Annotated in this window: 24 protein-coding genes; 11 read left to right on the forward strand and 13 right to left on the reverse strand. The window is 69.0% G+C overall.

The window, feature by feature from the left end:
* From hmgA to FEF15_RS03860, 4 genes are all read left to right on the forward strand, one after another.
* Complete coding sequence (hmgA, locus tag FEF15_RS03845; protein WP_163557829.1) at positions 1-1,311, forward strand: homogentisate 1,2-dioxygenase; 1,311 nt, start codon at positions 1-3, stop codon at positions 1,309-1,311.
* A gap of 119 nt (positions 1,312-1,430) precedes the next feature.
* Positions 1,431-2,450 carry a fumarylacetoacetate hydrolase family protein gene (locus FEF15_RS03850; protein WP_163557830.1) on the forward strand — a complete coding sequence of 340 codons (1,020 nt, stop codon included), beginning with the start codon at positions 1,431-1,433 and terminating at the stop codon, positions 2,448-2,450.
* A gap of 18 nt (positions 2,451-2,468) precedes the next feature.
* Positions 2,469-3,113: a maleylacetoacetate isomerase gene (gene maiA, locus FEF15_RS03855; RefSeq protein WP_163557831.1), complete on the forward strand. Its 645-nt coding sequence runs from the start codon at positions 2,469-2,471 to the stop codon at positions 3,111-3,113.
* 113 nt (positions 3,114-3,226) lie between these two features.
* Positions 3,227-4,450 (forward strand): multidrug effflux MFS transporter, encoded by a 1,224-nt coding sequence (locus FEF15_RS03860; protein ID WP_163557832.1) that lies wholly within the window; start codon positions 3,227-3,229, stop codon positions 4,448-4,450.
* An 87-nt stretch (positions 4,451-4,537) separates the two neighbouring features.
* Here FEF15_RS03860 and FEF15_RS03865 read toward each other — a convergent pair whose 3' ends face one another.
* On the reverse strand, positions 4,538-4,735 hold the full coding sequence (locus tag FEF15_RS03865; RefSeq protein ID WP_163557833.1) for a DUF2783 domain-containing protein: 198 nt from the start codon (positions 4,733-4,735) through the stop codon (positions 4,538-4,540).
* Positions 4,732-6,429: an FAD-dependent monooxygenase gene (locus FEF15_RS03870; protein ID WP_163557834.1), complete on the reverse strand. Its 1,698-nt coding sequence runs from the start codon at positions 6,427-6,429 to the stop codon at positions 4,732-4,734. Before FEF15_RS03870 ends, FEF15_RS03865 begins: the two co-directional genes overlap by 4 nt.
* A gap of 120 nt (positions 6,430-6,549) precedes the next feature.
* Here FEF15_RS03870 and FEF15_RS03875 point away from each other — a divergent pair, with 120 nt between their 5' ends.
* Complete coding sequence (locus tag FEF15_RS03875) at positions 6,550-7,359, forward strand: helix-turn-helix transcriptional regulator (protein WP_163557835.1); 810 nt, start codon at positions 6,550-6,552, stop codon at positions 7,357-7,359.
* Between the two features lie 108 nt (positions 7,360-7,467).
* Here the strand turns inward: FEF15_RS03875 and FEF15_RS03880 are convergent, their stop codons facing one another.
* A complete protein-coding gene (locus FEF15_RS03880) occupies positions 7,468-7,902 on the reverse strand; it encodes a hypothetical protein (protein ID WP_163557836.1) in 435 nt (144 codons plus the stop codon).
* 207 nt (positions 7,903-8,109) lie between these two features.
* Between FEF15_RS03880 and FEF15_RS03885 the strand changes: the two genes are divergently transcribed.
* On the forward strand, positions 8,110-9,138 hold the full coding sequence (locus tag FEF15_RS03885; protein ID WP_163557837.1) for an aspartate carbamoyltransferase: 1,029 nt from the start codon (positions 8,110-8,112) through the stop codon (positions 9,136-9,138).
* A gap of 86 nt (positions 9,139-9,224) precedes the next feature.
* Entirely contained in the window at positions 9,225-9,872 is a 648-nt protein-coding gene (locus FEF15_RS03890) for a hypothetical protein (RefSeq protein WP_163557838.1), read from the forward strand.
* Here FEF15_RS03890 and ruvX read toward each other — a convergent pair.
* Genes ruvX through gshB form a run of 4 tightly spaced genes read right to left on the reverse strand, consistent with a single transcriptional unit; the run spans position 9,869 to position 12,779 of the window.
* Entirely contained in the window at positions 9,869-10,330 is a 462-nt protein-coding gene (ruvX, locus tag FEF15_RS03895) for a Holliday junction resolvase RuvX (protein WP_163557839.1), read from the reverse strand. The genes FEF15_RS03890 and ruvX overlap by 4 nt on opposite strands.
* The gene (locus FEF15_RS03900) at positions 10,330-10,902 is read right to left on the reverse strand and encodes a YqgE/AlgH family protein (RefSeq protein WP_163557840.1); all 573 of its coding nucleotides are present in this window, start codon (positions 10,900-10,902) and stop codon (positions 10,330-10,332) included. Before FEF15_RS03900 ends, ruvX begins: the two co-directional genes overlap by 1 nt.
* Before the next feature lie 19 nt (positions 10,903-10,921).
* Positions 10,922-11,791 (reverse strand): TonB family protein, encoded by an 870-nt coding sequence (locus FEF15_RS03905; protein WP_163557841.1) that lies wholly within the window; start codon positions 11,789-11,791, stop codon positions 10,922-10,924.
* 16 nt (positions 11,792-11,807) lie between these two features.
* Positions 11,808-12,779 carry a glutathione synthase gene (gene gshB / locus FEF15_RS03910; protein WP_163557842.1) on the reverse strand — a complete coding sequence of 324 codons (972 nt, stop codon included), beginning with the start codon at positions 12,777-12,779 and terminating at the stop codon, positions 11,808-11,810.
* A gap of 147 nt (positions 12,780-12,926) precedes the next feature.
* Between gshB and FEF15_RS03915 the strand changes: the two genes are divergently transcribed.
* Positions 12,927-13,472 carry a VOC family protein gene (locus tag FEF15_RS03915; RefSeq protein WP_163557843.1) on the forward strand — a complete coding sequence of 182 codons (546 nt, stop codon included), beginning with the start codon at positions 12,927-12,929 and terminating at the stop codon, positions 13,470-13,472.
* Between the two features lie 24 nt (positions 13,473-13,496).
* Here the strand turns inward: FEF15_RS03915 and FEF15_RS03920 are convergent, their stop codons facing one another.
* The 4 genes from FEF15_RS03920 to FEF15_RS03935 are packed head-to-tail and all read right to left on the reverse strand — an operon-like array spanning position 13,497 to position 16,034.
* Positions 13,497-14,246 (reverse strand): S1-like domain-containing RNA-binding protein, encoded by a 750-nt coding sequence (locus tag FEF15_RS03920; RefSeq protein ID WP_163557844.1) that lies wholly within the window; start codon positions 14,244-14,246, stop codon positions 13,497-13,499.
* Positions 14,247-14,289: 43 nt separating this feature from the next.
* Positions 14,290-15,021 (reverse strand): 16S rRNA (uracil(1498)-N(3))-methyltransferase, encoded by a 732-nt coding sequence (locus FEF15_RS03925; RefSeq protein WP_163557845.1) that lies wholly within the window; start codon positions 15,019-15,021, stop codon positions 14,290-14,292.
* A gap of 13 nt (positions 15,022-15,034) precedes the next feature.
* Positions 15,035-15,565, reverse strand: coding sequence for a protein-export chaperone SecB (gene secB, locus FEF15_RS03930; RefSeq protein ID WP_163557846.1), 531 nt, complete (start codon positions 15,563-15,565; stop codon positions 15,035-15,037).
* Between the two features lie 46 nt (positions 15,566-15,611).
* Positions 15,612-16,034, reverse strand: a complete 423-nt coding sequence (locus FEF15_RS03935) for a rhodanese-like domain-containing protein (protein ID WP_163557847.1) — start codon at positions 16,032-16,034, stop codon at positions 15,612-15,614.
* Positions 16,035-16,244: 210 nt separating this feature from the next.
* On the opposite strand from FEF15_RS03935, the gene gpmI reads away from it, so the two are divergent.
* From gpmI to FEF15_RS03950, 3 genes are all read left to right on the forward strand, one after another.
* Positions 16,245-17,825, forward strand: a complete 1,581-nt coding sequence (gene gpmI, locus FEF15_RS03940) for a 2,3-bisphosphoglycerate-independent phosphoglycerate mutase (protein WP_163557848.1) — start codon at positions 16,245-16,247, stop codon at positions 17,823-17,825.
* 18 nt (positions 17,826-17,843) lie between these two features.
* Positions 17,844-18,995 (forward strand): peptidoglycan DD-metalloendopeptidase family protein, encoded by a 1,152-nt coding sequence (locus FEF15_RS03945; protein ID WP_163557849.1) that lies wholly within the window; start codon positions 17,844-17,846, stop codon positions 18,993-18,995.
* 74 nt (positions 18,996-19,069) lie between these two features.
* Positions 19,070-20,398 (forward strand): S41 family peptidase, encoded by a 1,329-nt coding sequence (locus tag FEF15_RS03950; protein ID WP_163557850.1) that lies wholly within the window; start codon positions 19,070-19,072, stop codon positions 20,396-20,398.
* An 11-nt stretch (positions 20,399-20,409) separates the two neighbouring features.
* On the opposite strand, the gene FEF15_RS03955 is transcribed toward FEF15_RS03950, so the two are convergent.
* Positions 20,410-21,648 carry a UbiH/UbiF/VisC/COQ6 family ubiquinone biosynthesis hydroxylase gene (locus tag FEF15_RS03955; RefSeq protein ID WP_163557851.1) on the reverse strand — a complete coding sequence of 413 codons (1,239 nt, stop codon included), beginning with the start codon at positions 21,646-21,648 and terminating at the stop codon, positions 20,410-20,412.
* A gap of 37 nt (positions 21,649-21,685) precedes the next feature.
* On the reverse strand, positions 21,686-22,897 hold the full coding sequence (gene ubiH / locus FEF15_RS03960; RefSeq protein WP_163557852.1) for a 2-octaprenyl-6-methoxyphenyl hydroxylase: 1,212 nt from the start codon (positions 22,895-22,897) through the stop codon (positions 21,686-21,688).
* Positions 22,898-22,950: the final 53 nt, after the last annotated feature.

The raw sequence follows: 22,950 nt of genomic DNA on the forward strand, positions 1-22,950 counted from the left end.
ATGACGACCGAGACACTCGAGTACCAGAGCGGCTTTCGCAACCACTTCGCCACCGAGGCGCTGCCCGGCTCCCTGCCCCAGGGCCAGAACTCGCCGCAGAAGTGCGCCTACGGGCTCTATGCCGAGCAGCTGACCGGCTCGGCCTTCACCGCGCCGCGCCACCAGAACCTGAGGAGCTGGCTCTATCGTATCCGCCCGTCGGTGGTGCAGAGCGCCTATCAGCCGCTGGAGAATCGTCAGGTTCACACCTCGCCGCTGGACAAGCCCGCCGCCGACCCCAACCAGATGCGCTGGGACCCGGCGCCGCTGCCCAACGAGCCCACCGACTTCATCGACGGCCTGCTGACCATCGCCGTCAACGGCGATGCCGGCGCTCAGACCGGCGTGGGCGTGCATGTCTATACCCTCAACCAGGACATGACCGACCGCTTCTTCTACACGGCGGATGGCGAGATGCTCTTCGTCCCCCAGTTGGGCGCGCTGCGGCTGCGGACCGAATTTGGCGAGATCGACGTCGCCAATGGCGAGATCGCCGTGATCCCGCGCGGGGTCAAGTTTCAGGTCCGCCGGGCAGACGGGGTGGACGCCGCGCGTGGCTACGTCTGCGAGAACTATGGCAGCCCGGTGGAGCTGCCCGGCCTGGGCCCCATCGGCGCCAACGGCCTGGCCAACCCGCGTGACTTTCTCAGCCCCGTCGCCGCCTACGAGGATGTCGAAGGGGATTTCTCGCTGGTGGCCAAGTTCTCCGGACGCTTCTGGGAGACGCGCCTCGACCACTCCCCCCTGGATGTGGTGGCATGGCACGGCAACTACACGCCCTACAAGTACGATCTGGCCAACTTCAATACCATCAACACGGTGAGCTTCGACCACCCCGACCCGTCGATCTTCACCGTGCTGACGTCGGCCTCGGACACGCCGGGCATGGCCAACCTGGACTTCGTCATCTTCCCGCCGCGCTGGATGGTGGCCGAGAACACCTTCCGGCCACCCTGGTTCCATCGCAACCTGATGAGCGAGTTCATGGGGCTGATCCACGGCGAGTACGACGCCAAGGCCGAGGGCTTCCTGCCCGGCGGCGCCAGCCTGCACAACTGCATGTCGCCCCACGGCCCCGACGCCGAGACCTTCGAGAAGGCCTCCAACGCCGAGCTCAAGCCACAATACTTGAGTGATACCCTGGCCTTCATGTTCGAGAGTCGCTACGTCTATCACCCCACCAAAGCCGCACTCGCCGCGGAATACCGACAGCGCGACTATGTGGACGTCTGGTCGACGCTATGCTCGCACTTCGACCCCAACCAGCCGTAGCGGCACAACCGCGTGGGAGGGCGCTTTAGCGCGCGAGGGGTTATCGAAAAGTTCGCCCGGCAGAGCCGGCCTCCCCCAACGACGTTTGCCCCCCCTTGACGAAAAGGATTCACAACACCATGAAACTCGCCACTCTCAAGAAAGGCCGCGACGGCGAACTGATCGTCGTCTCCCGCGACCTCACCCGCGGCGTCAGCGCCGCGGATATCGCCACCACTCTGCAGCAGGCCATCGAGGCCTGGGATGCCGTCAGCCCCAAGCTGGAAGCCCGCTACGCCGAGCTGAACGACGGCAGCGCCGAGGGCGCCTTCGACCTGGACCCGAGTGCGCTGCACTCGCCGCTGCCGCGCACCTACCACTGGGCCGACGGTTCCGCCTACCTGAATCACGTCAAGCTGGTCCGCCAGGCGCGTGGTGCCGAACTGCCCGAGAGCTTCTGGAGCGACCCCCTGATGTACCAGGGCGGCGGCGACAAGTTCCTGGCGCCCACGGAAGACATCGAGGCGATCAGCGAGGAGCACGGCATCGACTTCGAGGGCGAGATCGCCGTGGTGACTGACGAGGTGCCCATGGCGGTCACCCCCGAACAAGCGGCCAAGCACATCAAGCTGGTGATGCTGGTCAACGACGTCAGCCTGCGCGGCCTGATCCCCGGCGAGCTGGCCAAGGGCTTTGGCTTCTTCCAGGCCAAGCCGGCGTCGGCTTTTTCACCCATCGCGGTGACGCCGGACGAACTGGGCGAAGCCTGGCAGGAGGGCAAGGTTCACCTGCCGCTCACCGTGCACCTCAACGGTGAGAAATTCGGTGAGCCGGAGGCCGGCCCCGACATGATCTTCAGCTTCCCACAGCTGGTGGCCCACGCCGCCAGGACCCGCTACCTGGGCGCCGGCGCCATCATCGGTTCGGGCACCGTCTCCAACCCCGATCCCGACGGCGGCCCCGGAAAGCCCGTTGCCGATGGCGGCGTGGGCTACAGCTGCCTGGCCGAGGTGCGCATGGTGGAGAAGATCCTGCACGGCGACAGCAAGACGCCGTTCATGCGCTTCGGCGACCGGGTGCGAATCGAGATGTTCGACCGCAACGGCCAGAGCATCTTCGGCGCCATCGATCAGCAGGTCGTGAAGTACGAGCCCAAGTGAGCCAGCGGAGGCGCAACCATGACGACGCTGTACGGTTACTTCCGCTCGTCGGCGGCCTACCGGGTACGCATCGCCTTGAACCTCAAGAGCCTCGATTACCAGCAGGCCCCGGTCAACCTGGTCAAGGGCGAGCAGCGCACCGAGGCCAACCTGGCGCGCAACCCCCAGGGCCTGGTGCCTAGCCTGGTGACCGACGATGGCCTGGTGCTCAACCAGTCGCTGGCGATCTGCGAGTACCTGGACGAGACGCATCCCGAACCGCCCCTGCTGCCGGCCGACGCCGAGGGGCGTGCCCGGGTACGCGCGCTGGCCCAGGTGGTCGCCTGCGAGATCCACCCGCTCAACAACCTCAAGGTGCTCAAGTACCTGGTGCGCGAGCTCAAGGTAGACGACGACGCCAAGCTGGCCTGGTATCGCCACTGGATTGCCCAAGGTTTCGACGCCCTGGAGACGATGCTCTCCCGCGAGGCGGGCAGCGGCGAGTTCTGCCACGGCGACACCCCGACCCTGGCCGATATCTGCCTGGTGCCGCAGGTGTTCAACGCCGAGCGCTTCGAATGCGATCTCTCGGCCTACCCCAGAATCCGGCGCATTACCGCCAACTGCCGTGCACAGCTTGCTTTCCAGCAAGCCGCGCCCGAGGCACAGCCCGACGCCGGGTGAGCAAGTCGACGCCTGCTGCCCTATAATACGCAGGCTAATGAAGCGGGCGAGGCCTGGACGGGGCCTCGCCCGCTTGTCATTGGCTTCCGGAAAGTTTCGTTCAGGAGAGCGCTGTGCTGAGATTGACCTCCCCCGCTACCGTGGCGGTACTGGCGGCGCTGACCGCACTGGGCCCGCTGGCCACCGACATGTACCTGCCAGCCATGCCGGCCATGGCCGAGGCCCTCGATACCGGCCCCGACCAGGTGCAGCTGACCCTGAGCCTCTACATGGCGGGCTTCGCCCTGGCCCAGCTGTTCTGCGGGCCGGTCTCCGACCGCTTCGGGCGCAAGCCGGTGATGATCGCCGGTATCACGCTGTTCCTGCTGGCGAGCCTCTTGTGCGCCTTCGCCCGCAGCATCGAGTGGCTGCTGGTGGGTCGCTTCCTGCAAGCCTTCGGCGGGGCCGCCGGTCCGGTGCTGGGGCGCGCGGCGGTGCGCGATATCTACGGCCCCATCGAGGCCGGCCGGGTGCTCTCCTACATGGCCAGCACCATGGCGATGGCCCCGGCACTGGCGCCCATCGTCGGCGCGGGGCTGCTGCTGTTCTTCGGCTGGGAGTCGGTATTCCTGCTGCTGACGCTCTATGCCGCCGCGATGCTGCTGGTGCTGGCGTTTCTCATGCCGGAACCCCTGGCAGTCAAGAACCGGCAGTCGGTCAGTCCCATCGCCATTCTGCGCAATTACCGCCTGCTGCTGAAACAGCGCGCCTTTGTCGGCTACACGCTGGTCAATGCCAGCGGCTTTTCCGGGCTGTTCGCCTTCCTCTCCGGCTCCTCCTTCGTGCTCATCGAGTACATGGGACTCACGCCGTTCCAGTACGGCATCGGCTTCACGCTGATCGTGGCGGGGTTCTTCTCGGGCACGATTGTCAGCGGTCGCTACAGCCACCGGCTGGGTCGCGATCGCCTCTTGATGATCGCCACCCTGATGTGTGCCCTGGCCGGCACCACCATGGCGACGCTCGCCGTGGTCGGTATTCATCAGCCCTGGGCCGTCATTGGGCCGCACATCCTCTTTCTGGTCGGCTTCGGGATCGTGATGCCGCAGAGCATGGCCGGGGCGCTGGCACCCAATCCCCAGTGCGCCGGCTCGGCCTCGTCGCTCTTCGGTTTTCTGCAGATGACCCTCGCCGCCCTGGGCGGCGCCCTGGTGGGCCAGTTCCATGACGGCACCTCACGCACCATGGCCATCGCCATTGCGCTGGGTGGGCTGGTGTCGCTGGCAGCCTACCTCGGGCTGATCAGGTATCCAGGCAGGGCAACTGCAATCCCCCAGAAGCGCTGTGGGCAGGGATAGTCAGCCCCCTTCGCCCAGCTTTGCAGTGGTAAACCAACAAACCGGCACCTATGCGCCGGTTGGATCGATTGTCGGGAAGAGGTCACTCTATTCGGCGAAAGCTCCCTCTCGGGCCTCTTCGATGGCGGCCATTACCTGGTCGACATCGGGCACTCGGTGGGCCAGCGCCAGGGCCAGCTGGGCGAGAAAGTGGCTCTCCTCGGCGGCGGGAAGCTCGTCCAGGGTAGTCGCCAGGCGCTCATAGACCTGTTCCAGGTCGGCAAAGGGCAGTGTTGCGTTACTCATGATTGTTCTCCTTCCAGGACCCAGCCCTGGGCAAGGGTCAGGGCGGCATCGAGGGCGTGGATTTCGAGGGTCTTCCAGCGCGCCGCCACATGACGGTCGGGGCGCGCCAGATAGACCGTGCCCGGCGCCGCGCCGTAGCCGGCGAAGAGACTGCCGTCCACATCGACCAGGGTGTTCTCACCTGCCGGCGAGCGCGCCACCCGCAACAAGGTGATATCGACGCCGCGCGCCCGAAGCGCCTCGATGTGCTCCGCCAGCGCTGACTCGACACGACCATCCTCGCTGAAGTGCAGCAGAGTGAATCCCGTCCCCAGGTGGTCGAGCAGGAAGTCGTCATCGCCCAGGCGGCGGTTGATCAGCGGTGCGCCGGGGACCGGCCCGGCATCGAAGGCGGCATCGTCGGCCTGAGTCAGCGGGCTCTCGGCGTAGGTATAAGGGGTGACCTGGCGAGGGTCGGCGAAGGGGCTGGCGTAGTCGTTGTGGACGGCCAGCGCCAGGGCGGCATTGCGCATCAGCCGGTAACCGCAGCTGGGCGGAGTCATGAAGCGGGTGCTCTTGCCAGCGTTGGCGAAAACGTCCAGGGTCGCCCCACGACGCTCCGGGCTGTAGCTGTCGAGCAGCCGATCCGGCGCCTGCCCCTTGAGCACCCAGGCCAGCTTCCAGCCGGCGTTAGCGGCGTCCGCTAGGCCGTTGTTAAGGCCGCGCACACCGAAGATGGGTACCAGGTGGGCGCTGTCACCGATGAACAGCACGCGCCCATGACGATAATCGTCCAGCGCCAGGGTGTAAGCTTTGTAGAGGCTCCACCACTCCAGCTCCCAGTCGTCGCCCTCGTGCAGCACCTCGTTGAGGATCAGGGCGACCTTGGCGCGGGTATTGGCTTCCTCCACCGCCTGCTCGGGATCCTCGTCGGGCCCCAGTTGGTAATCGATGCGCCAGATATCGTCGGGCTGCTTGTGCACCAGGATGGTGGTGTCGGGCATCGCCCGGGAGTGGAAGAAGGCGCGCCGCTCGGTGGGAAAGTTGGAGTTGAGACGCACATCGGCGATCACATAGCGTCCCTCGTAGGCCTCGCCGTGCAGCGGGAGATCGAAGGCCTTGCGCACCACGCTGCGCGCCCCGTCGGCGGCCAGCAGATAGTCGCACTGCAGCCGGTAGTCGCCCTCGGGGGTGGTGACCGTCAGGATCACGCCCTCCTCGTCCTGATTCACCCCGGTCACGACGCTCTGCCAGCGCAGCTCGATGAGGTCGCTCTCCGCCGCCTTGTCGATTAGGAACTGCTCGATGTACTGCTGCTGCAGGTTAACCATCGGATAGAAGCGCTCCTGGTCCGAGTGGGGCATCCGAAAGCGGTATATCTCGCGGTCACGGAAGTAGGTGCGCCCTTGGGTCCAACTCAGGCCTTTCTCCACGAAGGGTGTACCGACGCCGAGCTGCTGGAGAATCTCGAGGCTGTGACGCGAGAGGCAGATGGCGCGGGAGCCATCGTTGACGGTGGCCTTGTCATCGAGCACCACCGAGGCAATGCCGTGGCGGGCGAGTTCCAGGGCGGCGGTCACGCCGACCGGGCCAGCACCCACGATGGCCACACGGTGGCGCAGGGTCTGGCCCTCCAGCTCGGCAGGACGCACGAAGGGGAAATGGGGATAATCGAAGTAGAGCGAGTCGTGTTCGCCCTTGCCGGCGGGTCGCATGGGGGCTCTCCTGTTGGGGGTTGTTGTCGAGTCTGTCCCTAGCCTACCCCGCCGGCGCACCTCTGGCTGTCCCGCAGAAGCCGGGACAAGCCTCTGACGCCCGCAATCAGGAGTTCCACCATGCACGATCCCGGCGCCGAAGCCGCCCTCGACTGGCCCGAGCTGATGCCGGCCCTGGCGAGCTGTGTGGCGAGCCTGGGCGAGGCGGGCTTCGACGAGCAGCTGCTCGCCCTGTTGCGTCGGGCCGTGGACATCGAGCAGTGCATGATCTTCGCCTACGCCGGCAATGACGCGGTGGACTGCCTGCTGGCGGCCAACGAACGTCAGCCGCGGGTCGCCGACCGCCTGGCCGAACTCTACGCCGGCGGTCTGTTCCGCCAGGACCCCAACTACCAGCGCCTGCGCCGGCTGGTAGACGCCGGGGACGACATCGGCGAGGCCGAGCTGACCCCCATGCAGGCCGAGGCCATGCCGTCGGCCTACCGCAGCCACCTCTTCGCCTTCCCCGACCTGGTCGACAAGGTTTCGCTGGCCATTCCCGGTGAGGCCGGCGCCTACTACCTCAATCTCTATCGGGGCAGCCAGGCTGGCCCCTTCACCCGCGCCGACCTGGCCGGCCTCAACGCCCTGGCGCCGCTGCTGGCCGGCCTGATCCGGCGCCATTACCGCCACTACCTGCCCCATCCGCAGGGCTATCCCCGCCCGGCCTCACAGCTCGCCAGCGACGAGGAGAGCGCCGTGCTCGCCCCGCTCTCCGAGCGCGAGCGTCAGCTCTGCCTGTACCTTCTGCGTGGCCATACCCTCAAGACGGCCGCTCGAGAGCTGGAGGTTGCCGTGTCCACCGCCGAGACCTACCGCAAGCGCGCCTATGCCAAGCTCGGCGTACCCTCCAAGGCGCGGCTGGTGGCACTATGTCGGCGCACCGACTGAGCGACGCGCCTTGAGCTGGTCGGCAGAGCGCACAACGCAAGCGGCCCCCGATATCATCGATATCGGGGGCCGCTGCCGGGTGGATGCCCTGGTCTGGCGGCGCCTGCCTTAGGCTAGAGCGGCCTGGCGGTCGAAAGCCTCGGCGTTGGGACAGAAGGCACGGCACTCCTCGGTGTCGGCGTCACGACGCATGGCACGCCAGCACTGACCGACCACCGGACAGGCGTTGCAGGTCTTGTGCATCGCCGCCAAACCACTGTCGCCGGTGAAGCTTGCCTCGTCGAGGCCGAAGCGCTGCATCATCACCGGCATCAGCGCCCTGGCCGGTACGAAGCCGGTCGGCTGACCCGCCGCCAATTGTCTCGCCATCTCGCGCTCGAAGCCAGGCTCGAGGGGACTCTCCAAGTCATTCAGAAGTGCATGATAGGTAGAACCCGCTTCATGCTGGACGCCACGTACCAGTTGAGCCGTGGATGAGGCATAGCAGCGTTCGGTCAGGCGTTCCCACCAGGAGGAGGCGCGGGTGGTCTGTGCAGCGGCCATGGTGTTGCTCCCGTCAGGTGATCTAGATGTCGGTACCAGTATCGGCCCGTAGGAGGCTGGCTGCCTTGACTGGGGTCAAAATAGTTTCAATTGAAATCAAACACGCACGCCGGCTGCCACACCGCAGAATTCCATGCCCGTAGGCTGAAGTGAGGCGGCGGGGCCGGTTACACTAGCCCCTATCCACCGTCCCAGACCGAGGCCGCCATGCCCCCGCACCTGCTCTCCGTTGACTCCCTCTCCCGCGACCACGTCGACCACCTGCTGCGCGTTGCCGCGCGCATGGAGCCCATTGCCCAGCGGCGCCAGGTCACCCGGGTGCTGGAGGGCGCGGTGCTCGGCAACCTCTTCTTCGAAGCCAGCACCCGCACCCGGGTGAGCTTCAACGCCGCCTTCTGTCGCCTGGGCGGCAGCGTCTGCGACACCACCGGCTTCACCTTCTCCTCCATGGCCAAGGGCGAGTCGCTCTACGACACCAGCCGGGTGATGAGCGGCTACTGCGACGCCATCGTGATGCGCCACCCCGAGCAGGGCTCGGTGGCGGAATTCGCCGCCGCCACCCACGTACCGGTGATCAATGGCGGCGACGGTCCGGGCGAGCACCCCAGCCAGGCACTGCTCGACCTCTACACCATCGACAAGGAGTTCACCCGCCTGGGCAAGCAGCTCGCCGACGCCCATGTGCTGCTCACCGGCGACCTCAAGTACGGCCGCACCGTGCACTCGCTGATCAAGCTGCTGTCGCTCTACGCGCCCATGCGTCTGACCCTGGTGGCCCCGCCGGGGCTGGAGATGCCGAGCCACCTGGTCGACCTGGTGGCCTCGCGCGGGCACCGCGTCGAGCAGCGCGACAGCCTCGCCGACGACTATTCGGACGTCGACGTGGTCTACACCACGCGCATCCAGAAGGAGCGCTTCACCGCGGAGATGAGCGAGGGCTTCAGCCTGTCGCGCGACTTCACCGTGGATCGCGCCTTCCTGGACGGTCGCTGCGGCCGCGACACCCTGGTGATGCACCCGCTGCCCCGCGACAGCCGTCCCGACGCCAACGACCTCGACGTCGACCTCAACGGCGACCCGCGCCTGGCGATCTTCCGCCAGACCGACAACGGCATCCCGGTGCGCATGGCGATCTTCGCCACCCTGCTCCAGGTGGAGTCGCTGATCGAGCAGGACCTGCGGCCGGTGCGTTGGTTCGTACCCAAGCGCCTGGGCGTTGACGACGCCGCGCTCTGAGAAACGGGCAGCCGGCCGATCATCGCCTATGCTGGGGAAGTTGACGACAAGACAGATAACCTGACGCTGACGGAGGCACATCCGCCATGACCCTGCAACGCGCCTATCTCCTGCTGTGCGGCTTCTACACCCTGCTGGTCGGCATCGGCATCATCGCCCTGTTGCTGGGCGCCGGCTCCCTGGTGAACCTGGCTCAGGTGGCCGTGGGCGCCGTGGCGGTGGTCGGGCTCTGGGGTCACACCCTGGGCCGAGGTTACCTCAACCCCCGCCAGTGGCGGCCGCTCGCCGTGCTGCTGGTGGCCGGTATCGTCATCCAGGTACTGGCGATCTTCGGCCTGTCGCCCTCCGGCGTGGGGCTCACCTGGCTGCTCACGGGGACGATCTTCTCGGTGCTGCCGGCGCTGTTGCTCTACCGCTACGGCGAGCGTGACCAGGAAGTCTGGGCCACCCCGGAGGAGCGCGAGGACGGCCGCGTGCTGGGCGAGCTGCTGGCCAGCCGAGACCGGCTGGTGGTGGAGAAGCAGGAGGCAGACCGCAAGGCGTCGCTGACGCTCACCAAGGCCGGCAACGAGTACCGCGCCAGCGTGGTGCGCCGCTACCCCGACCGGCAGGAGCGCTTCGAGGAGCGCTTCTCCTGCCCGGCCACTCTGGCTTTCTTCATCGAGAAGTTCACCTGCATCTCGGTCGGCGATATCGTCCAGGCGCACCGCGACGACGGTGCCGCCGCGACCTAACCGGGCATGCCGTCACGGGGGACGGGCAACCCCTCGCCGCGGGCGAACCAACTTTCCAGGATCAGCACCGCGGCGATGCCGTCGACCCCCTGGTCGCGATAGTTGCCGCGATGCCCCGCCTCGCGGGCGATGGTCTTGGCCTCGCGGGTCGAGCCGTGCTCGTCGATCCACTCGCAGGGGACGCCGTAACGGCCGAACAGGCGCTTGCCGAACTTGCGGGCGCGCCGGCTCATGTCCGATTCGCTGCCGTCGGCGTGCAGCGGCAACCCCACCACGAAAAGCCCCGGCTGCCACTCCTCGACGAGACACGCCACCTGCGCCCAGTCGGGGATGCCGTCGCGGGCGGGCAGCGGCTCGAGTTCGCGGGCGCGCCCCACCAGCTCGTTGCCCACCGCCACGCCGATACGCCGGGTGCCGAAGTCGAATGCCAGCACCAGGCGCTGCCCCGCGCTGGCCATCAGCTGTGCCCGGCCTCGCGGGTCATCAGGCTCAGATCGACGCCGAGAATGCCGGCGGCGGCGGAGAGGCGCTGCTCGGCCGGTACCTCGAAGAGGATCTCGGAGCGCCCTTCCACGGTGAGCCAGGCGTTCTCCTTGAGCTCGTGCTCGAGCTGGCCCGCCTCCCAGCCGGCGCAGCCCAGGCAGATCAGGAACTGCTCGGGGCCGCGCCCCTCGGCCAGCGCCTGGAGCATGTCCATGGAGGTAGTCAGCGCGATGTCGTCGGCCACCTGGATGCTGGAATCCCAGGGATCGCTCGCGCCACGATGCAGGATGAAGCCACGATCCTTGTGAGTCGGCCCGCCGTAGTAGACCGGCGCGTTGCGGTGCGGGCTCTCCTCACCCCCCAGCTCCAGCTGCTCGAAGAGCGCATCCAGGGTGATGTCCAGCGGCCGGTTGACGATCACGCCCATGGTGCCGTTCTCGTCATGGTCGCACAGGTAGCTGAGGGTGCCGGCGAAGTTGGGGTCTTCCAAGTGCGGCATCGCCAGCAGGAAATGGTGTTTCAAGCCTAAGTTTTGCACGGATTGCATGGGACTCCCAGGCGGCGGGTCAGGGACTCGGCCGCACGCCGTAGTGATTGCCTTGGCCGAACCGCCAGACGCGGGTGATGGAGAGGCTGTCCAGCGCGCCCATGCCGCTGTCGAAGGGGCGATAGGGGGCGGCGCGGTGCACGGTCTCCAGTGCCGCCTGGTCGAGTTCGACATGTCCTGAGGATTGTACCACCTCTGCCTGACGGAGCTCGCCATCGCGGCCGATCACCACGCGGATGCGCAGCTGGCCGTGCAGGTCGCGAGGCGCACGCGGGACGCGATTGCCGTAGGCCTCGATGCGGCGCGTCCAGTCATCGATGTAGCGCGCCTCGGCGGCCTGCTTCGCCGCCTGGCGGGCGCCCTCGTCGCCGGGGCCGACCATCTCCGCGACAGGGCCTGGCCGGCGACGACTCTGGGTGCTCTGCGCCAGCAGGTCGCGCCCCGCCGCCGAGGGCGAGCTCACTCGCGGCGTCGATGGCGAACTGGCCGACAGCGGGGCACTCTCGCGGGGCTGGGCGGCGACCTCGGTGGCGCGCTGGCGCGGCTCGGCCGGCGAGGCCGGGTCGACTGCAGGCTCCGCCGCCTCGCGTCGCCGCTGCTGGGCCGGCGGCACCGCCCGGGACTCGGCTGGCGCCTGGGATCGGGCATCGCCGGCGGCGCGCTGGTCGCGCGCGGCGATGGCCTCGGCCTCCACCGGAGACGGCGCGGTGCGCGTCACCAGCACCACCTCCACGCTGGTGGCGGGAGGCGGCGATGGGGTGAAGGGCAGTCCCGACACCGTTCCCAGCACGGCCAGGTGCACCAGCAGGGCAGCCGACACCGCCAGCCAGCGACGATAGGGCCGCGTGACCGGGGCGTAATGGATGGGATCGCTGAGCGCCGCCGGCATGCCGAGTCTCCTCCGTCTAGGCTCGGCGTCGCCTGGCCAGACGCCGCACGATGGCATCCATGAGCAGCCCGGCGATGTCGGTGCCGCGCTGGTCGTCGATCTCGCGCACGCAGGTGGGGCTCGTCACGTTGATCTCGGTGATGTAGTCACCGATGACGTCGAGGCCGACGAACAGCAGGCCCTTGTCGCGGATCATCGGCTGCACCTGGGCGATCAGCCAGTGGTCTCGGTCGGTGAGCTCGCGGCTCAGGCCCTGGCCGCCGGCGGCCAGGTTGCCGCGCGTCTCGCCCGCCATGGGCACGCGGGCCAAGCCAAAGGGCACCGGTTCGCCATCCACCAGCAGGATGCGCGTGTCGCCGTCGCGGATTTCGGGGATGTAGCGCTGGGCCATGATCTGGCGGCGGCCGCGCTCGGTGAGCGTCTCTATGATGGCGCCCAGGTTGCGCCCCTCGGGTGGGACGTGAAAGATGCCGCTGCCGCCCATGCCGTCCAGCGGCTTGAAGATGACGTCACGGTGCTCGGCGTGGAAAGCGCGCAGTACCGCATCGTTGCAGGAGACCAGGGTCGGCGTGCAGCACTGCGGGAACTGCTGGGCGAAGAGCTTCTCGTTGCACTCCAGCAAGGCCCGGGTGGGGTTGACCACCAGCACCCCCTCACGCTCGGCGAAGCCCAGGAGGTGCACGGCGTTGAGGAAGTGGCTGTCCACCGGCGGGTCCTGGCGCATCAGGATGACGTCGAGTTCCGCCAGGGGCCGCACCGCCGACTCGCCCAGGGCATACCAGCACGTCGGGTCGCGAAACGCCTCGAGTTCGCTCATACGCCCGAAGGCCCGGCCATCGCGCAGAAAGAGATCCTCCGGCTCCAGGTAGTGCAGCGTCCAGCCGCGCGCCTGGGCCGCCCACAGCATGGCCAGGGTAGTGTCCTTCTTGTAGGCGAGGTCGGCGATGGGGTCCATCACCACCCCCACCTGGAGGGCGCGTTCGCTCATGGTCGCTGTCCGGTCGCGTCAGTGGATAGGCGCAGTATGCCCGAGGCCCCGGACGACACCAAGGCAGGCGGCTCATTCGCCTTGACAGGCCGGCCGGTCACGCTTACTTTTTAGTTTCATATGAAACTAATTGCCCAGAGGTCCGCCATGATCGATATCCAGCAGATCCACCACGTCGCCTACCGCTGCAACGATGCCAAGGAGACCGTCGAGTGGTACCAGGACAAGCTCAACATGGAGTTCCTGGTCGCCATCGCCGAAGACAAGGTGCCCTCCACCAAGGAGCCCGACCCCTACATGCACCTCTTCCTGGATGCCGGCAACGGCAATATCCTGGCGTTCTTCGAGATTCCCACCTCGCCGCCCATGGGCCGCGACCCCAACACCCCGGCCTGGGTGCAGCACATCGCCTTCCGCGTTGCCGACGAGGCCGCCCTGCTGGCCGCCAAGGCGGAACTGGAAAGCAAGGGAGTGGAGGTGATCGGCCCCACCGAGCACGGCATCATCCGCTCGATCTACTTCTTCGACCCCAACGGGCACCGCCTGGAGCTGACCTACGAGAAGGGCACGCCGGAGCAGATGCGACAGCTCAAGGAGGTCGCGCCGGCCATGGTGGAGGAGTGGTCACGGACCAAGAAGGCACCCAAGCACGCCGCCTGGCTGCATGAGGCAGAGTTCAAGTCGACGCCCTGAGCCGGTTACCCTCCCCCTCGGCGGCTAGTCGTTGTTGTCGCTTGACACCTGGGACCCGCCCCGGGCGTCGCCGCCGGGCGTGAGGCGGATACCGCTCGCCTCGATGGTGATCCGCTGCTGCTTGTAGAGCCGCCCGATGGCCTGCTTGAAGGCGCTCTTGCTCACCCCCAGGCGCGCCTTGATCTCATCGGCAGGGCTCTTGTCCGAGAGCGGCAGGTAGCCGCCACTCGCTCGCAGCGCCTGGAGCACCCGCTCGCCCACCGCGTCGAGGCGCGCCGGCCCCGGCGGCAGCAGCGAGAGATCCAGCCGGCCGTCGTCGCGCACGCGCTTGACGAAGCCGGCCAGGCGCTGGCCGCGACGCAGCGGGCGGGTCACGTCATCGCGGTAGAGCAGTCCCCAGAAGCGGTGGTTGACCACCGACTTGAAACCGAGATCGGTCGCCTCGGCGACGACCAACTCCACCTCGTCGCCCGGGACCAGGCCCACCGCCACATCCTGCATGAAACGGTCGAGTTTCTGCGAAGCCACCGGCCGCCCCTGCTGATCCTCATAGATGTGCACCAGCACGCGCTTGCCCGGCGTGGGGCGAAAGAGCTGCTCGCCGAAGGGCAGCAGCAGGTCGCGGGGGTGCCCCCAGTCGAGGAAGGCGCCGGTGTCGTTGACCGTGACCACCTCGAGATAGGCCACCTCGCCCACCGCCGCCTTGGGCGCCCGCGAGCGGCGCGCACCGGCCGTGGGAGGACGGGAAGACCGGCGATCGCGTGAATCGGACATGGCAGCGGCTCCATCAGCAGTAAAGTAAGGGGAGCGAAAACGCTCAGAGGTCGCCGAAACGGTGCTGCAGCAGCGAGAGGGCCACCAGCGGAGCGGTCTCGGTGCGCAGGATGCGCGGGCCGAGGGCGAGCGGAGCGAAGCCGGCGGCAAGGGCCGCGGCGACCTCCTCCTCGGCCAGGCCGCCTTCGGGGCCGATCAGCAGGGCGGCATCCCCGGGGGCCTCGCTGCGCTCGAACGCGCCGGTGGTGCCGGGATGCAGCACCAGGCGCAGGGCCTCGTCGCGTCCCGCCAGCCAGTCGGCGAGCCCCATGGGCGGATGCACGGGCGGCAGGGTGGCACGCCCGCACTGCTCGCAGGCGCTCGCCGCCACCGCCTGCCAGTGGGCGAGCTTCTTGGCGGCGCGTTCGCCCTTGAGGCGCACCTCGCCGTGGGCCGTGTACAGCGGCGTGATGGCGGCCACGCCCAGCTCCACGGCCTTCTGGATGGCGAAGTCCATGCGGTCGCCCTTGGCGATCGCCTGGCCCAGGTGCACGGCGAGCGGCGATTCCCCGCGGCCCGCCTCGATGGCATCCACGCGCGCCACCACTTGCTTGCGCGAGGCTTCGACGAGCACCGCGCATGCCTCCCGGCCGGCGCCGTCGAACAGGGTCAGCGGCGCCCCGGAGCCCAGACGCAGCACCCGCGCCACGTGGCGGGCGGCGCCTTCCGGCAGAACGACGTCGCCGCCGACGCGAAAGTCGGCGGCGACATGGATGCGCGGCGCACGCGTGGCCACGTCTCGACCGCCGTTACTGAGTGGTCTGCTCGCCGGTGCCCTGCTGGGCCTGCTCGGCGGCGCGCTTCTTCTTCTGAGCGTAGATCGCCTCGAAGTTCACCGGCGACAGCATCAGCGGGGGGAAGCCGCCGCGGTTGACCAGGTTGTCGATGCACTCGCGGGCGTAGGGGAAGAGCATGTTGGGGCAGAAGGCGCCCAGGGTGTGGTCGAGCTGGGCGCCCTCGATCCCGCTGATGCGGAACAGGCCGGCCTGTTCGATCTCGGCGAGGAAAGAGGTGGTGCCCTCCTCGCTGTGGGTCACCTGGGCGGTCACCTTGACCGTGACCTCGTAGAGGTCGTCGCTGACTTTCTGGCTCGAGGTATTGAGATCCACGCCCACCTTGGGCTTGAACGGCTGCTGGAACACCGTCGGGGAGTTGGGCGCCTCGAAGGAGATGTCCTTGACGTAGACGCGCTGCACGGCGAACTGCAGCTGCTGCTGGTTCGGGTTCTGCTGGCCGGCGGCCTGGTTGTCGCCGCCGTTCTGGCTGTTCTCTTCCGCCATGGGAATGGTCCTTTGCGTCGCTGGAATGAAGCTATTTCTTGGAAAGCTATTTCTTGACCACCGGCAGGCCGTCGGCCTGCCACTGCATCATGCCGCCCTTGAGCTTGAAGACCCGCGAGAAGCCGGCCTTGGTGAGCTTGGCCACGGTGACGCCGGAACTCTGGCCGCTCTTGCAGACCACGACGATCGGCTTCTCCTTGACCTTGTCGAGCTCGTTCATGCGGCTGTCGATGCGGCTCTGCGGGATATTGCGCGCCCCGGCAATGTGGCCGGCCTTGAAATCGCCGGCCTCGCGGGTATCCACCACCACCGCGTCCTCGCGGTTGATCAGCTGCGTTGCCTGGCTGGCGGTCACGCCACTGGAGGAGGCGTTACGGGCCTCGTAGAAGATCCACGCCAGCAGTACCATCAGGAAGGCGGCTACCAGCAGCGGGTGATTCTGTACGAACTCGAACAGCTGATCGATCATGGGTCCGGGACACTCTGGGTCGGATACACGGTTGGGCAATGTTGGCGGCGGCCAGTATACACGAAGGGCGCGCGCCTCGCGGCAGGCTCGGCCGTCGCCATGACGTCGAAGCCCGCCGTGCGTTATGATGCCGCAAGCCGATGCAAGTCGCGACCCCGTCGCCGAGACCGATAGCGGGTCGTGCCGAGACTATAACGAGGCCTTCCCGACATGACGACTCCTTCCGCTTCTGCCGCTCCGCGCCCCGTGGCGCTGATCATCCTCGACGGCTACGGCCACAACCCCGACCGCGAGAGCAACGCCGTTGCCGCCGCCCACAAGCCCACCCTCGACCGCCTGTGGGCCGAGCGCGCCCACACCCTGATCCACACCGACGGCCGCCACGTGGGCCTGCCCGACGGCCAGATGGGCAACTCCGAGGTCGGCCACATGAACCTCGGCGCCGGGCGCATCGTCTACCAGGACTTCACGCGCATCACCAAAGCGGTGGAAGAGGGCGGCCTCGACGCCATCGCTGCGCTCACCGCTCCCATCGACGCCGCCGTGGCAGCGGGCAAGGGGGTGCACCTGCTCGGCCTGCTCTCGCCGGGCGGCGTGCACAGCCACGAGGACCACATCCTGGCCATGGCCGAGCTGGCCGCACGGCGTGGCGCCACGCGAATCTACGTGCACGCCTTCCTCGACGGTCGCGACACCGCCCCCAAGAGCGCCGGTGCCTCGCTGGAGCGCACCGAGTCGCGACTGACCGAGCTGGTCGGCGCCGGCAACGGCGGCGTGGTCTCGCTGATCGGGCGCTACTACGCCATGGATCGCGACAACCGCTGGGAGCGCATCGAGAAGGCCTACCGCCTGCTCACCGAAGGCGTGGGCGAGCACACTGCACAGAGCGCCGTAGGCGGCCTCGAAGCCGCCTACGACCGTGGCGAAACCGACGAATTCGTCGCCGCCACCGCCATCCACGGCGAGGGCGGGCCGGTCACCATCGACGACGGCGACGCCGCCTTCTTCATGAACTTCCGCGCCGACCGCGCCCGAGAGTTGACCCGCGCCTTCGTCGAGGACGACTTTTCCGGTTTCGAACGCCGCAAGCGCCCCGCGCTTGCCGGCGGCAGCCTGACCACGCTGACCCAGTACGCCGCGGACATCCCCGCCCCCGCCGCCTTTCCGCCCGTGGCGCTGCACAACACCCTCGGCGAGGTGATGGAGAGCCGTGGCCTGACCCAGCTGCGCATCGCCGAAACCGAGAAGTACGCCCACGTCACCTTCTTCTTCTCCGGTGGGCGCGAAGAAGAGTACCGCGGCGAAACCCGCATCCTGGTGCCCTCACCCAAGGAGGTGCGCACCTACGACGAGAAACCGGAGATGAGCGCCGTCGAAGTCACCGACCGGCTGGTCGAGGCCATCGACGCCGGCACCTTCGACCTGGTGGTGTGTAACTACGCCAACGGCGACATGGTCGGCCATACTGGCGACTTCGACGCCGCCGTGACAGCCATCGAGACGGTGGATGCCTGCGTGGCCCGGGTCGTGGAAGCCATCGAGCGCGCCGGTGGCGCCTGCCTGGTCACCGCCGACCACGGCAACGCCGAGCAGATGGTCCACCCCGAGACCGGCGCGCCCCAGACGGCCCACACCACCTTCGCGGTGCCGCTGATCTACGTGGGGCCACAGCCGCTGCGCCTGCTCGACGGGGGGCGCCTGTGCGACATCGCCCCGACCCTGCTCAGCCTGATGGCGCAGCCGGTCCCCGAGGAGATGACCGGACGGGTGCTGGTCGAGCCGGCATCCTGAGCACGCAGCGCCTTGCCCATGAACCGAGGGCGCACCCGCCTCGCTCTGACCGTCGTCGCCCTCGCGCTCGCCCTGGCGCCGGGTTGGCTCGCCGCCCAGCCCAGCGAACGCGAGGCGCGTGAGCGCCTCGACGCCATCGGTACGGCGATCGAAGACGCCAGCCGACGCCTTGCCGCCACCCGGGAGGCCCAGGACGAGGCCTCCCGGGGGCTGCGCGAGGTGGAGACGGCGCTGGCCGACACCCACCGCCGCCTCGACGCCATCCAGGCCGAGCGGCGCGAGGTCGACGCGATGCTGGCCGAACTGGAGGCGGCCCGCGACGACCTGCACGCGGAGCGCGACGCCCAGGTCGAGGCCCTCCACGCCCAGCTCGATGCCCTCTACCGGGTGGGGCTGACGCCACAGCTCAAGCTGCTGCTCAACCAGGATGACCCGGCACGCCTGGATCGCCTGCAGACCTACCTCAACCACCTGGCGCGGGCGCGCCATGCCCGCCTGGATGCCATTGCCGAGCTCGACGACGCCCTCGCCACCAACCAGCGCCAACGTCACGAGCAGCGCCAGCGCCTCGACGCCCTGGCCGAGACGCTGGCCGCGCGCAGCGCCGAGCTGGCCGAGCAGGTGGCCGAGCGCGAGCAGCTGCTCGCCGAGCTGAAGGCGCGCCACGGCAGCGAACGGGCACGCCTCGCCGAGCTGGCAAGCGACCGCGAAGCGGCTGAACAGCGCCTCGAAGCCATCCGCGAGGAACTGGCGCGTCTCGACCAGCCGCCGCCCTCCACCGCCATCGAGCAGACCCGGGGAGAGCTGCCCTGGCCGGTACAGGGCCGCCTGGCGGCGCGCTATCGCCAGGGCGATGGGGTGCACCGCAACGGCCTGCTGATCCAGGCCGGCGAAGGCACGCCGGTCACCGCCGTGCACCCCGGCCGGGTGGTGTTCGCCGACTGGATGCGCGGCTTCGGTAACCTCTTGATTCTCGACCACGGCGACCAGGTGATGACGCTCTACGCCCACCTGCAGCACTTCGAGGCGAGCGTGGGCGCGGCGCTGTCGCGCGGCGAGGTGCTCGGCGCGGTAGGGGTGAGCGGCGGCCAGCGCCAGCCCGCGCTCTACTTCGAGGTGCGCCGCGGCGGCGACCCCATCGACCCCCAGGCGTGGATCGCCCGCCGCTGAGGACGCACTCTTTCACAAGCCCATGAGCACGGGCTATGCTGGGCTGCCTCGCCTCCTGACTTTGCGGAGTTTGCATGCTGTCACGTTTCGCCCGCGCTCCCCGCGCCTGCCGCACGGCGCCGCTGCCCCTGGCGCTGCTGCTCCTTTTCGCTCCCCTGCCGCTGGCTGCCCAGACGCTGCCGGACGAGGCGCTGCCGGACGAGGCACCCACGGTGGACGCCCTGCCGGTGGAGGACGTCCAGACCTTCGCCGAGGTGTTCGAGCGCATCAAGCGCGCCTATGTCGAGGAGATCGACGACCGCACCCTGCTGCGCAACGCCATGCGTGGCATGTTGAGCGAGCTGGATCCGCACTCCGCCTACCTGGACGACGAGGAGTTCCAGAGCCTGCGCGAGTCGACCCAGGGCGAATTCGGCGGCGTGGGCATCGAGGTGGGCATGCAGGATGGCCAGCTCACTATCATCGCGCCCATCGACGACACCCCGGCCTCCCGCGCCGGCCTGCAGTCGCGCGATGTCATCCTGCGCATCGACGACACCCCCACCGAGTCGCTGTCGCTGCAGGAGGCGGTCAACGTGATGCGCGGCGAACCGGGCAGCGACATCACCCTGACCATCCTGCGCCGCGGCGAGGAGGCGCCGCGCCGCGTCACCATCACCCGCGAGATCATCCGCACCGAGAGCGTCAAGCACGAGCTGCTCGAAGCCGGCTTCGGCTACCTGCGGGTGAGTCAGTTTCAGAACCGCACCGGCGAGCAGGTGCTCGAGGCCCTTGACGACCTGTCGTCCGAGCAGCCGCTCGACGGCCTGGTCCTCGACCTGCGCAACAACCCCGGCGGGGTGCTGCAGGCCGCCGTCGAGGTGGCCGACGCCTTCCTCGAGGAGGGGCTGATCGTCTATACGGAAGGGCGCCTGCCCGACACGGAAATGCGCTTCTCCGCCAGCCGCGAGACGGCCGCTCCGGAGGTGCCCCTGGTGGTCTTGATCAACGGCGGCAGCGCCTCGGCGGCGGAGATCGTCGCCGGCGCACTGCAGGACCAGCGACGCGCCGTGGTGATGGGGACCGAGAGCTTCGGCAAGGGCTCGGTGCAGCAGATCATGCCGCTGGGCAACGGCGAGGGCCTCAAGCTCACCACGGCGCTCTACTTCACCCCCGAGGGGCGCTCCATCCAGGCCCAGGGCATCGCCCCCGACGTCACGGTGGTGCGCGGCCGGCTGGAGGTCGCCGAGGGGCCGGACATCGGCGTGCGCGAGGCCGACCTGGAGGGCCACCTGCGTGCCCGGGACACACCCCGCGAGAGCCGCGAGATGAGCGAGCGGCTACGCGAGGACTACCAGCTCGCCGAGGCGCTGAACCTGCTCAAGGCGCTCAACGTGGTGGGCCAGCGCACCCGCGGCGACTAGCGGCACCCGCCTCAGCGACACGACCGAGGCAGCCGCCCGCGCTCGCCGATCGCCTGGCGCATCAGCAGCCGCTTGATGGGTACCAGGCGGTCGACGCCGGACAGGCCCAGGTTGCGCGCCAGCGTCAGCGCCGGATGGCGGGTGCCGAACAGCAGTCGGAAGCCGTCCATCAGCGCCAGCATGGCGGCGTTGTCGCCGCGTCGGCGCCGCGCGTAGCGCTCGAGCACGGGCGTCTCGCCCATCGCCATGCCGCGCCCCCGCGCGGCAAGCAGCTCCTCGGCGAGCACCGCCGCATCCATCAGCCCCAGGTTCACCCCCTGGCCGGCCAGCGGGTGGATGCTGTGGGCGGCATCCCCCACCAGGGCGAAACCGGGCGCCACGTAGCGCTCAGCATGGCGCTGGGTGAGCGGCACGGCCAGCGCCCCGTCCACCACGCTCACCGCGCCCAGCTCGCCGGCGAAGGCATCGGTCAAGGCCTCGCCGAGCGCTGTCGGCGACAGGGCGACCAGCCGCTCGGCCTCGGCGGAGGCAGTCGACCAGACGATCGAGCAGTAGCGGTCGTCGCCGTCGACGGTCAGCGGCAGGAAGGCCAGCGGTCCGGTGGCCAGGAAGGTCTGGCGCGCCACCCCGCCGTGCGGGCGCGCCGTGCGCACCGTAGTGACTACCGCCACGTGGCCGGTATCGCGGGCCGTCACCCCGATGCCCGCCTGCTCGCGCAGCGGCGAGCGGGCGCCGTCGGCGGCCACTACCAGGCGCGCGGCGAGCCGCTCGCCACTCTCCAGTGCCACCTCGCGGCCGTGGGGCGTCTCGCGCATTGTCGCCACCCGCGCGCCGAGCCGCACCCGCACGCTGGGCAGCGCCGCCAGGCGGGCTTCCAGGGCGGCCAGCACCACGTCGTTCTCGACGATATGTCCCAGCGCCGGCACGCCGGCCTGGTCGGCGGAAAAGCACACCTCGCCGCTGCCCTCGGCGTCCCACACCCGCATGCCGCGATAGGGCGTCACGCGGCGGGCGGCCATCCAGGGCCAGGCCCCGAGCCGTTCGAGCAGGCGCTGGGACACCGGGGTGATGGCGCTCACCCGCCGCGCCGGCTGGCCGCGCCCCACCGCCAGGCGGTCCAGCGGCGCCGGTCGCGCATCGAGCAGCGTCACCGCCACCCCGGCCTCGCCGAGCAGGGCCGCCAGGGCCGCGCCAACCATCCCCCCACCGACAATGATCGCCTCGCTGTCCTGTCCTTTTTCCTCGGCCATCCCTTGCGCTCCGCTGTCTTGCGATTGTTGGGCCATCTCAGCGCTCCACCCCCATGGCGCGGCGCGCCAGGCCACGGCGCAGCGGGCCGGCCAGATTGAGGCCCACAAGCGCCGCCGCGCGGGCGTGCGAGAGCAACGGGCTGTCGATATCGAACAGCCGCACCAGGCCGTCGCTGAAGCGGGTGACCGCGTCGCGGTCGCCGGCGCGGCGCGCCTCGAAGGCCTGCAGGGTGGCCAGCGCCCCGGGCGCCTCGCCCGCCGCCAGCGCCTCACCCAGGGCATCCACCAGGTCGGTCACCCCGCGCAGGGCCAGGTTGAAGCCCTGGCCGGCCACCGGATGCAGGGCGTGGGCGGCGTTGCCGAGCACCGCCAGCCCGGGGCGGATCGTCTCCCGGGCGGTGACCAGGCTGAGCGGGTAGGCGTGGCGACTGCCCACCTGCCGGAAACGGCCTGCACGGTCACCGAAGGCGGCCTGCAGCGCCGCCAGGAAGTCGCCGTCGGCGAGCGCCAGCCGCGCGCGCTCGCAACCCGTGGCGTGGGTCCACACCAGTGCCATCTGCTGGCCCGGCAGCGGCAGCAGGGCAATCGGGCCTTCGCGGGTAAAGCGCTCGTAGGCCGTCCCCTGGTGGGGACGGCTCACCGCCACATTGGCGATCAGCGCCACCTGATCGTAGGGCGACTCCTGGCTGGCGATGCCCAGCCGCGCCTTGAGGCCCGAGCGGCCGCCGTCGGCGAGCACGGTCAGGCCGGCCTCGAGCACGCCCCCGTCGGAGAGCGCGAGTCGATAGCCCTCGGGCTGTGGCGTGATTGCCTCGACACGCGCCGGGCAGTGCCAAGCCAGGGGCAGCTCGCCCAGGCGACGGTGCAACACGCGGCCCATCCAGGCGTTGGGCACTACGTGACCCAGCGCCTCGGCACCGAGCTCCTCGGCGCCGAGGCGGGTGGCGCCCAGCCGCCCCCGCTCGCTGACGTGGATGCGTCGGATCGGTGCCGCCTGTTCGGCCATGGCCTTCCACAGCCCCAGGCTGCGAAAGCGCTGGGCAGAACCCTCGGCGATGGCACTGGCGCGGGCATCGAAGCTCGGCTGCCAGGCCTGCTTCGCTGTCTCGCCCAGGGGGGCCGCCTCGATCACCGCCACGCGCAAGGCGTAACGGTCGATCAGCGGTGCCAGCGCACAGGCGAGACTGGCGCCGACCAGCCCGCCCCCCACGATGGCGATATCCACCCGTTGCGTTTCCCCCTCGGCCATCTCCGGCCCTCCGTATTGCGTAACGTAATTACATAATAGAGTCGCACCGGCCG

The sequence above is a fragment of the Halomonas sp. NO4 genome (genome assembly GCF_010994375.1).
Lineage (GTDB): Bacteria > Pseudomonadota > Gammaproteobacteria > Pseudomonadales > Halomonadaceae > Halomonas.

Coding starts and splice junctions, on each gene's coding strand:
- hmgA (WP_163557829.1), top strand. CDS start 1: ATGACGACCGAGACACTCGAGTACCAGAGCGGCTTTCGCAACCACTTC.
- FEF15_RS03850 (WP_163557830.1), top strand. CDS start 1,431: ATGAAACTCGCCACTCTCAAGAAAGGCCGCGACGGCGAACTGATCGTC.
- maiA (WP_163557831.1), top strand. CDS start 2,469: ATGACGACGCTGTACGGTTACTTCCGCTCGTCGGCGGCCTACCGGGTA.
- FEF15_RS03865 (WP_163557833.1), bottom strand. CDS start 4,735: ATGAGTAACGCAACACTGCCCTTTGCCGACCTGGAACAGGTCTATGAG.
- FEF15_RS03870 (WP_163557834.1), bottom strand. CDS start 6,429: ATGCGACCCGCCGGCAAGGGCGAACACGACTCGCTCTACTTCGATTAT.
- FEF15_RS03875 (WP_163557835.1), top strand. CDS start 6,550: ATGCACGATCCCGGCGCCGAAGCCGCCCTCGACTGGCCCGAGCTGATG.
- FEF15_RS03880 (WP_163557836.1), bottom strand. CDS start 7,902: ATGGCCGCTGCACAGACCACCCGCGCCTCCTCCTGGTGGGAACGCCTG.
- FEF15_RS03885 (WP_163557837.1), top strand. CDS start 8,110: ATGCCCCCGCACCTGCTCTCCGTTGACTCCCTCTCCCGCGACCACGTC.
- FEF15_RS03890 (WP_163557838.1), top strand. CDS start 9,225: ATGACCCTGCAACGCGCCTATCTCCTGCTGTGCGGCTTCTACACCCTG.
- ruvX (WP_163557839.1), bottom strand. CDS start 10,330: ATGGCCAGCGCGGGGCAGCGCCTGGTGCTGGCATTCGACTTCGGCACC.
- FEF15_RS03900 (WP_163557840.1), bottom strand. CDS start 10,902: ATGCAATCCGTGCAAAACTTAGGCTTGAAACACCATTTCCTGCTGGCG.
- FEF15_RS03905 (WP_163557841.1), bottom strand. CDS start 11,791: ATGCCGGCGGCGCTCAGCGATCCCATCCATTACGCCCCGGTCACGCGG.
- gshB (WP_163557842.1), bottom strand. CDS start 12,779: ATGAGCGAACGCGCCCTCCAGGTGGGGGTGGTGATGGACCCCATCGCC.
- FEF15_RS03915 (WP_163557843.1), top strand. CDS start 12,927: ATGATCGATATCCAGCAGATCCACCACGTCGCCTACCGCTGCAACGAT.
- FEF15_RS03920 (WP_163557844.1), bottom strand. CDS start 14,246: ATGTCCGATTCACGCGATCGCCGGTCTTCCCGTCCTCCCACGGCCGGT.
- secB (WP_163557846.1), bottom strand. CDS start 15,565: ATGGCGGAAGAGAACAGCCAGAACGGCGGCGACAACCAGGCCGCCGGC.
- FEF15_RS03935 (WP_163557847.1), bottom strand. CDS start 16,034: ATGATCGATCAGCTGTTCGAGTTCGTACAGAATCACCCGCTGCTGGTA.
- gpmI (WP_163557848.1), top strand. CDS start 16,245: ATGACGACTCCTTCCGCTTCTGCCGCTCCGCGCCCCGTGGCGCTGATC.
- FEF15_RS03945 (WP_163557849.1), top strand. CDS start 17,844: ATGAACCGAGGGCGCACCCGCCTCGCTCTGACCGTCGTCGCCCTCGCG.
- FEF15_RS03950 (WP_163557850.1), top strand. CDS start 19,070: ATGCTGTCACGTTTCGCCCGCGCTCCCCGCGCCTGCCGCACGGCGCCG.
- FEF15_RS03955 (WP_163557851.1), bottom strand. CDS start 21,648: ATGGCCGAGGAAAAAGGACAGGACAGCGAGGCGATCATTGTCGGTGGG.
- ubiH (WP_163557852.1), bottom strand. CDS start 22,897: ATGGCCGAGGGGGAAACGCAACGGGTGGATATCGCCATCGTGGGGGGC.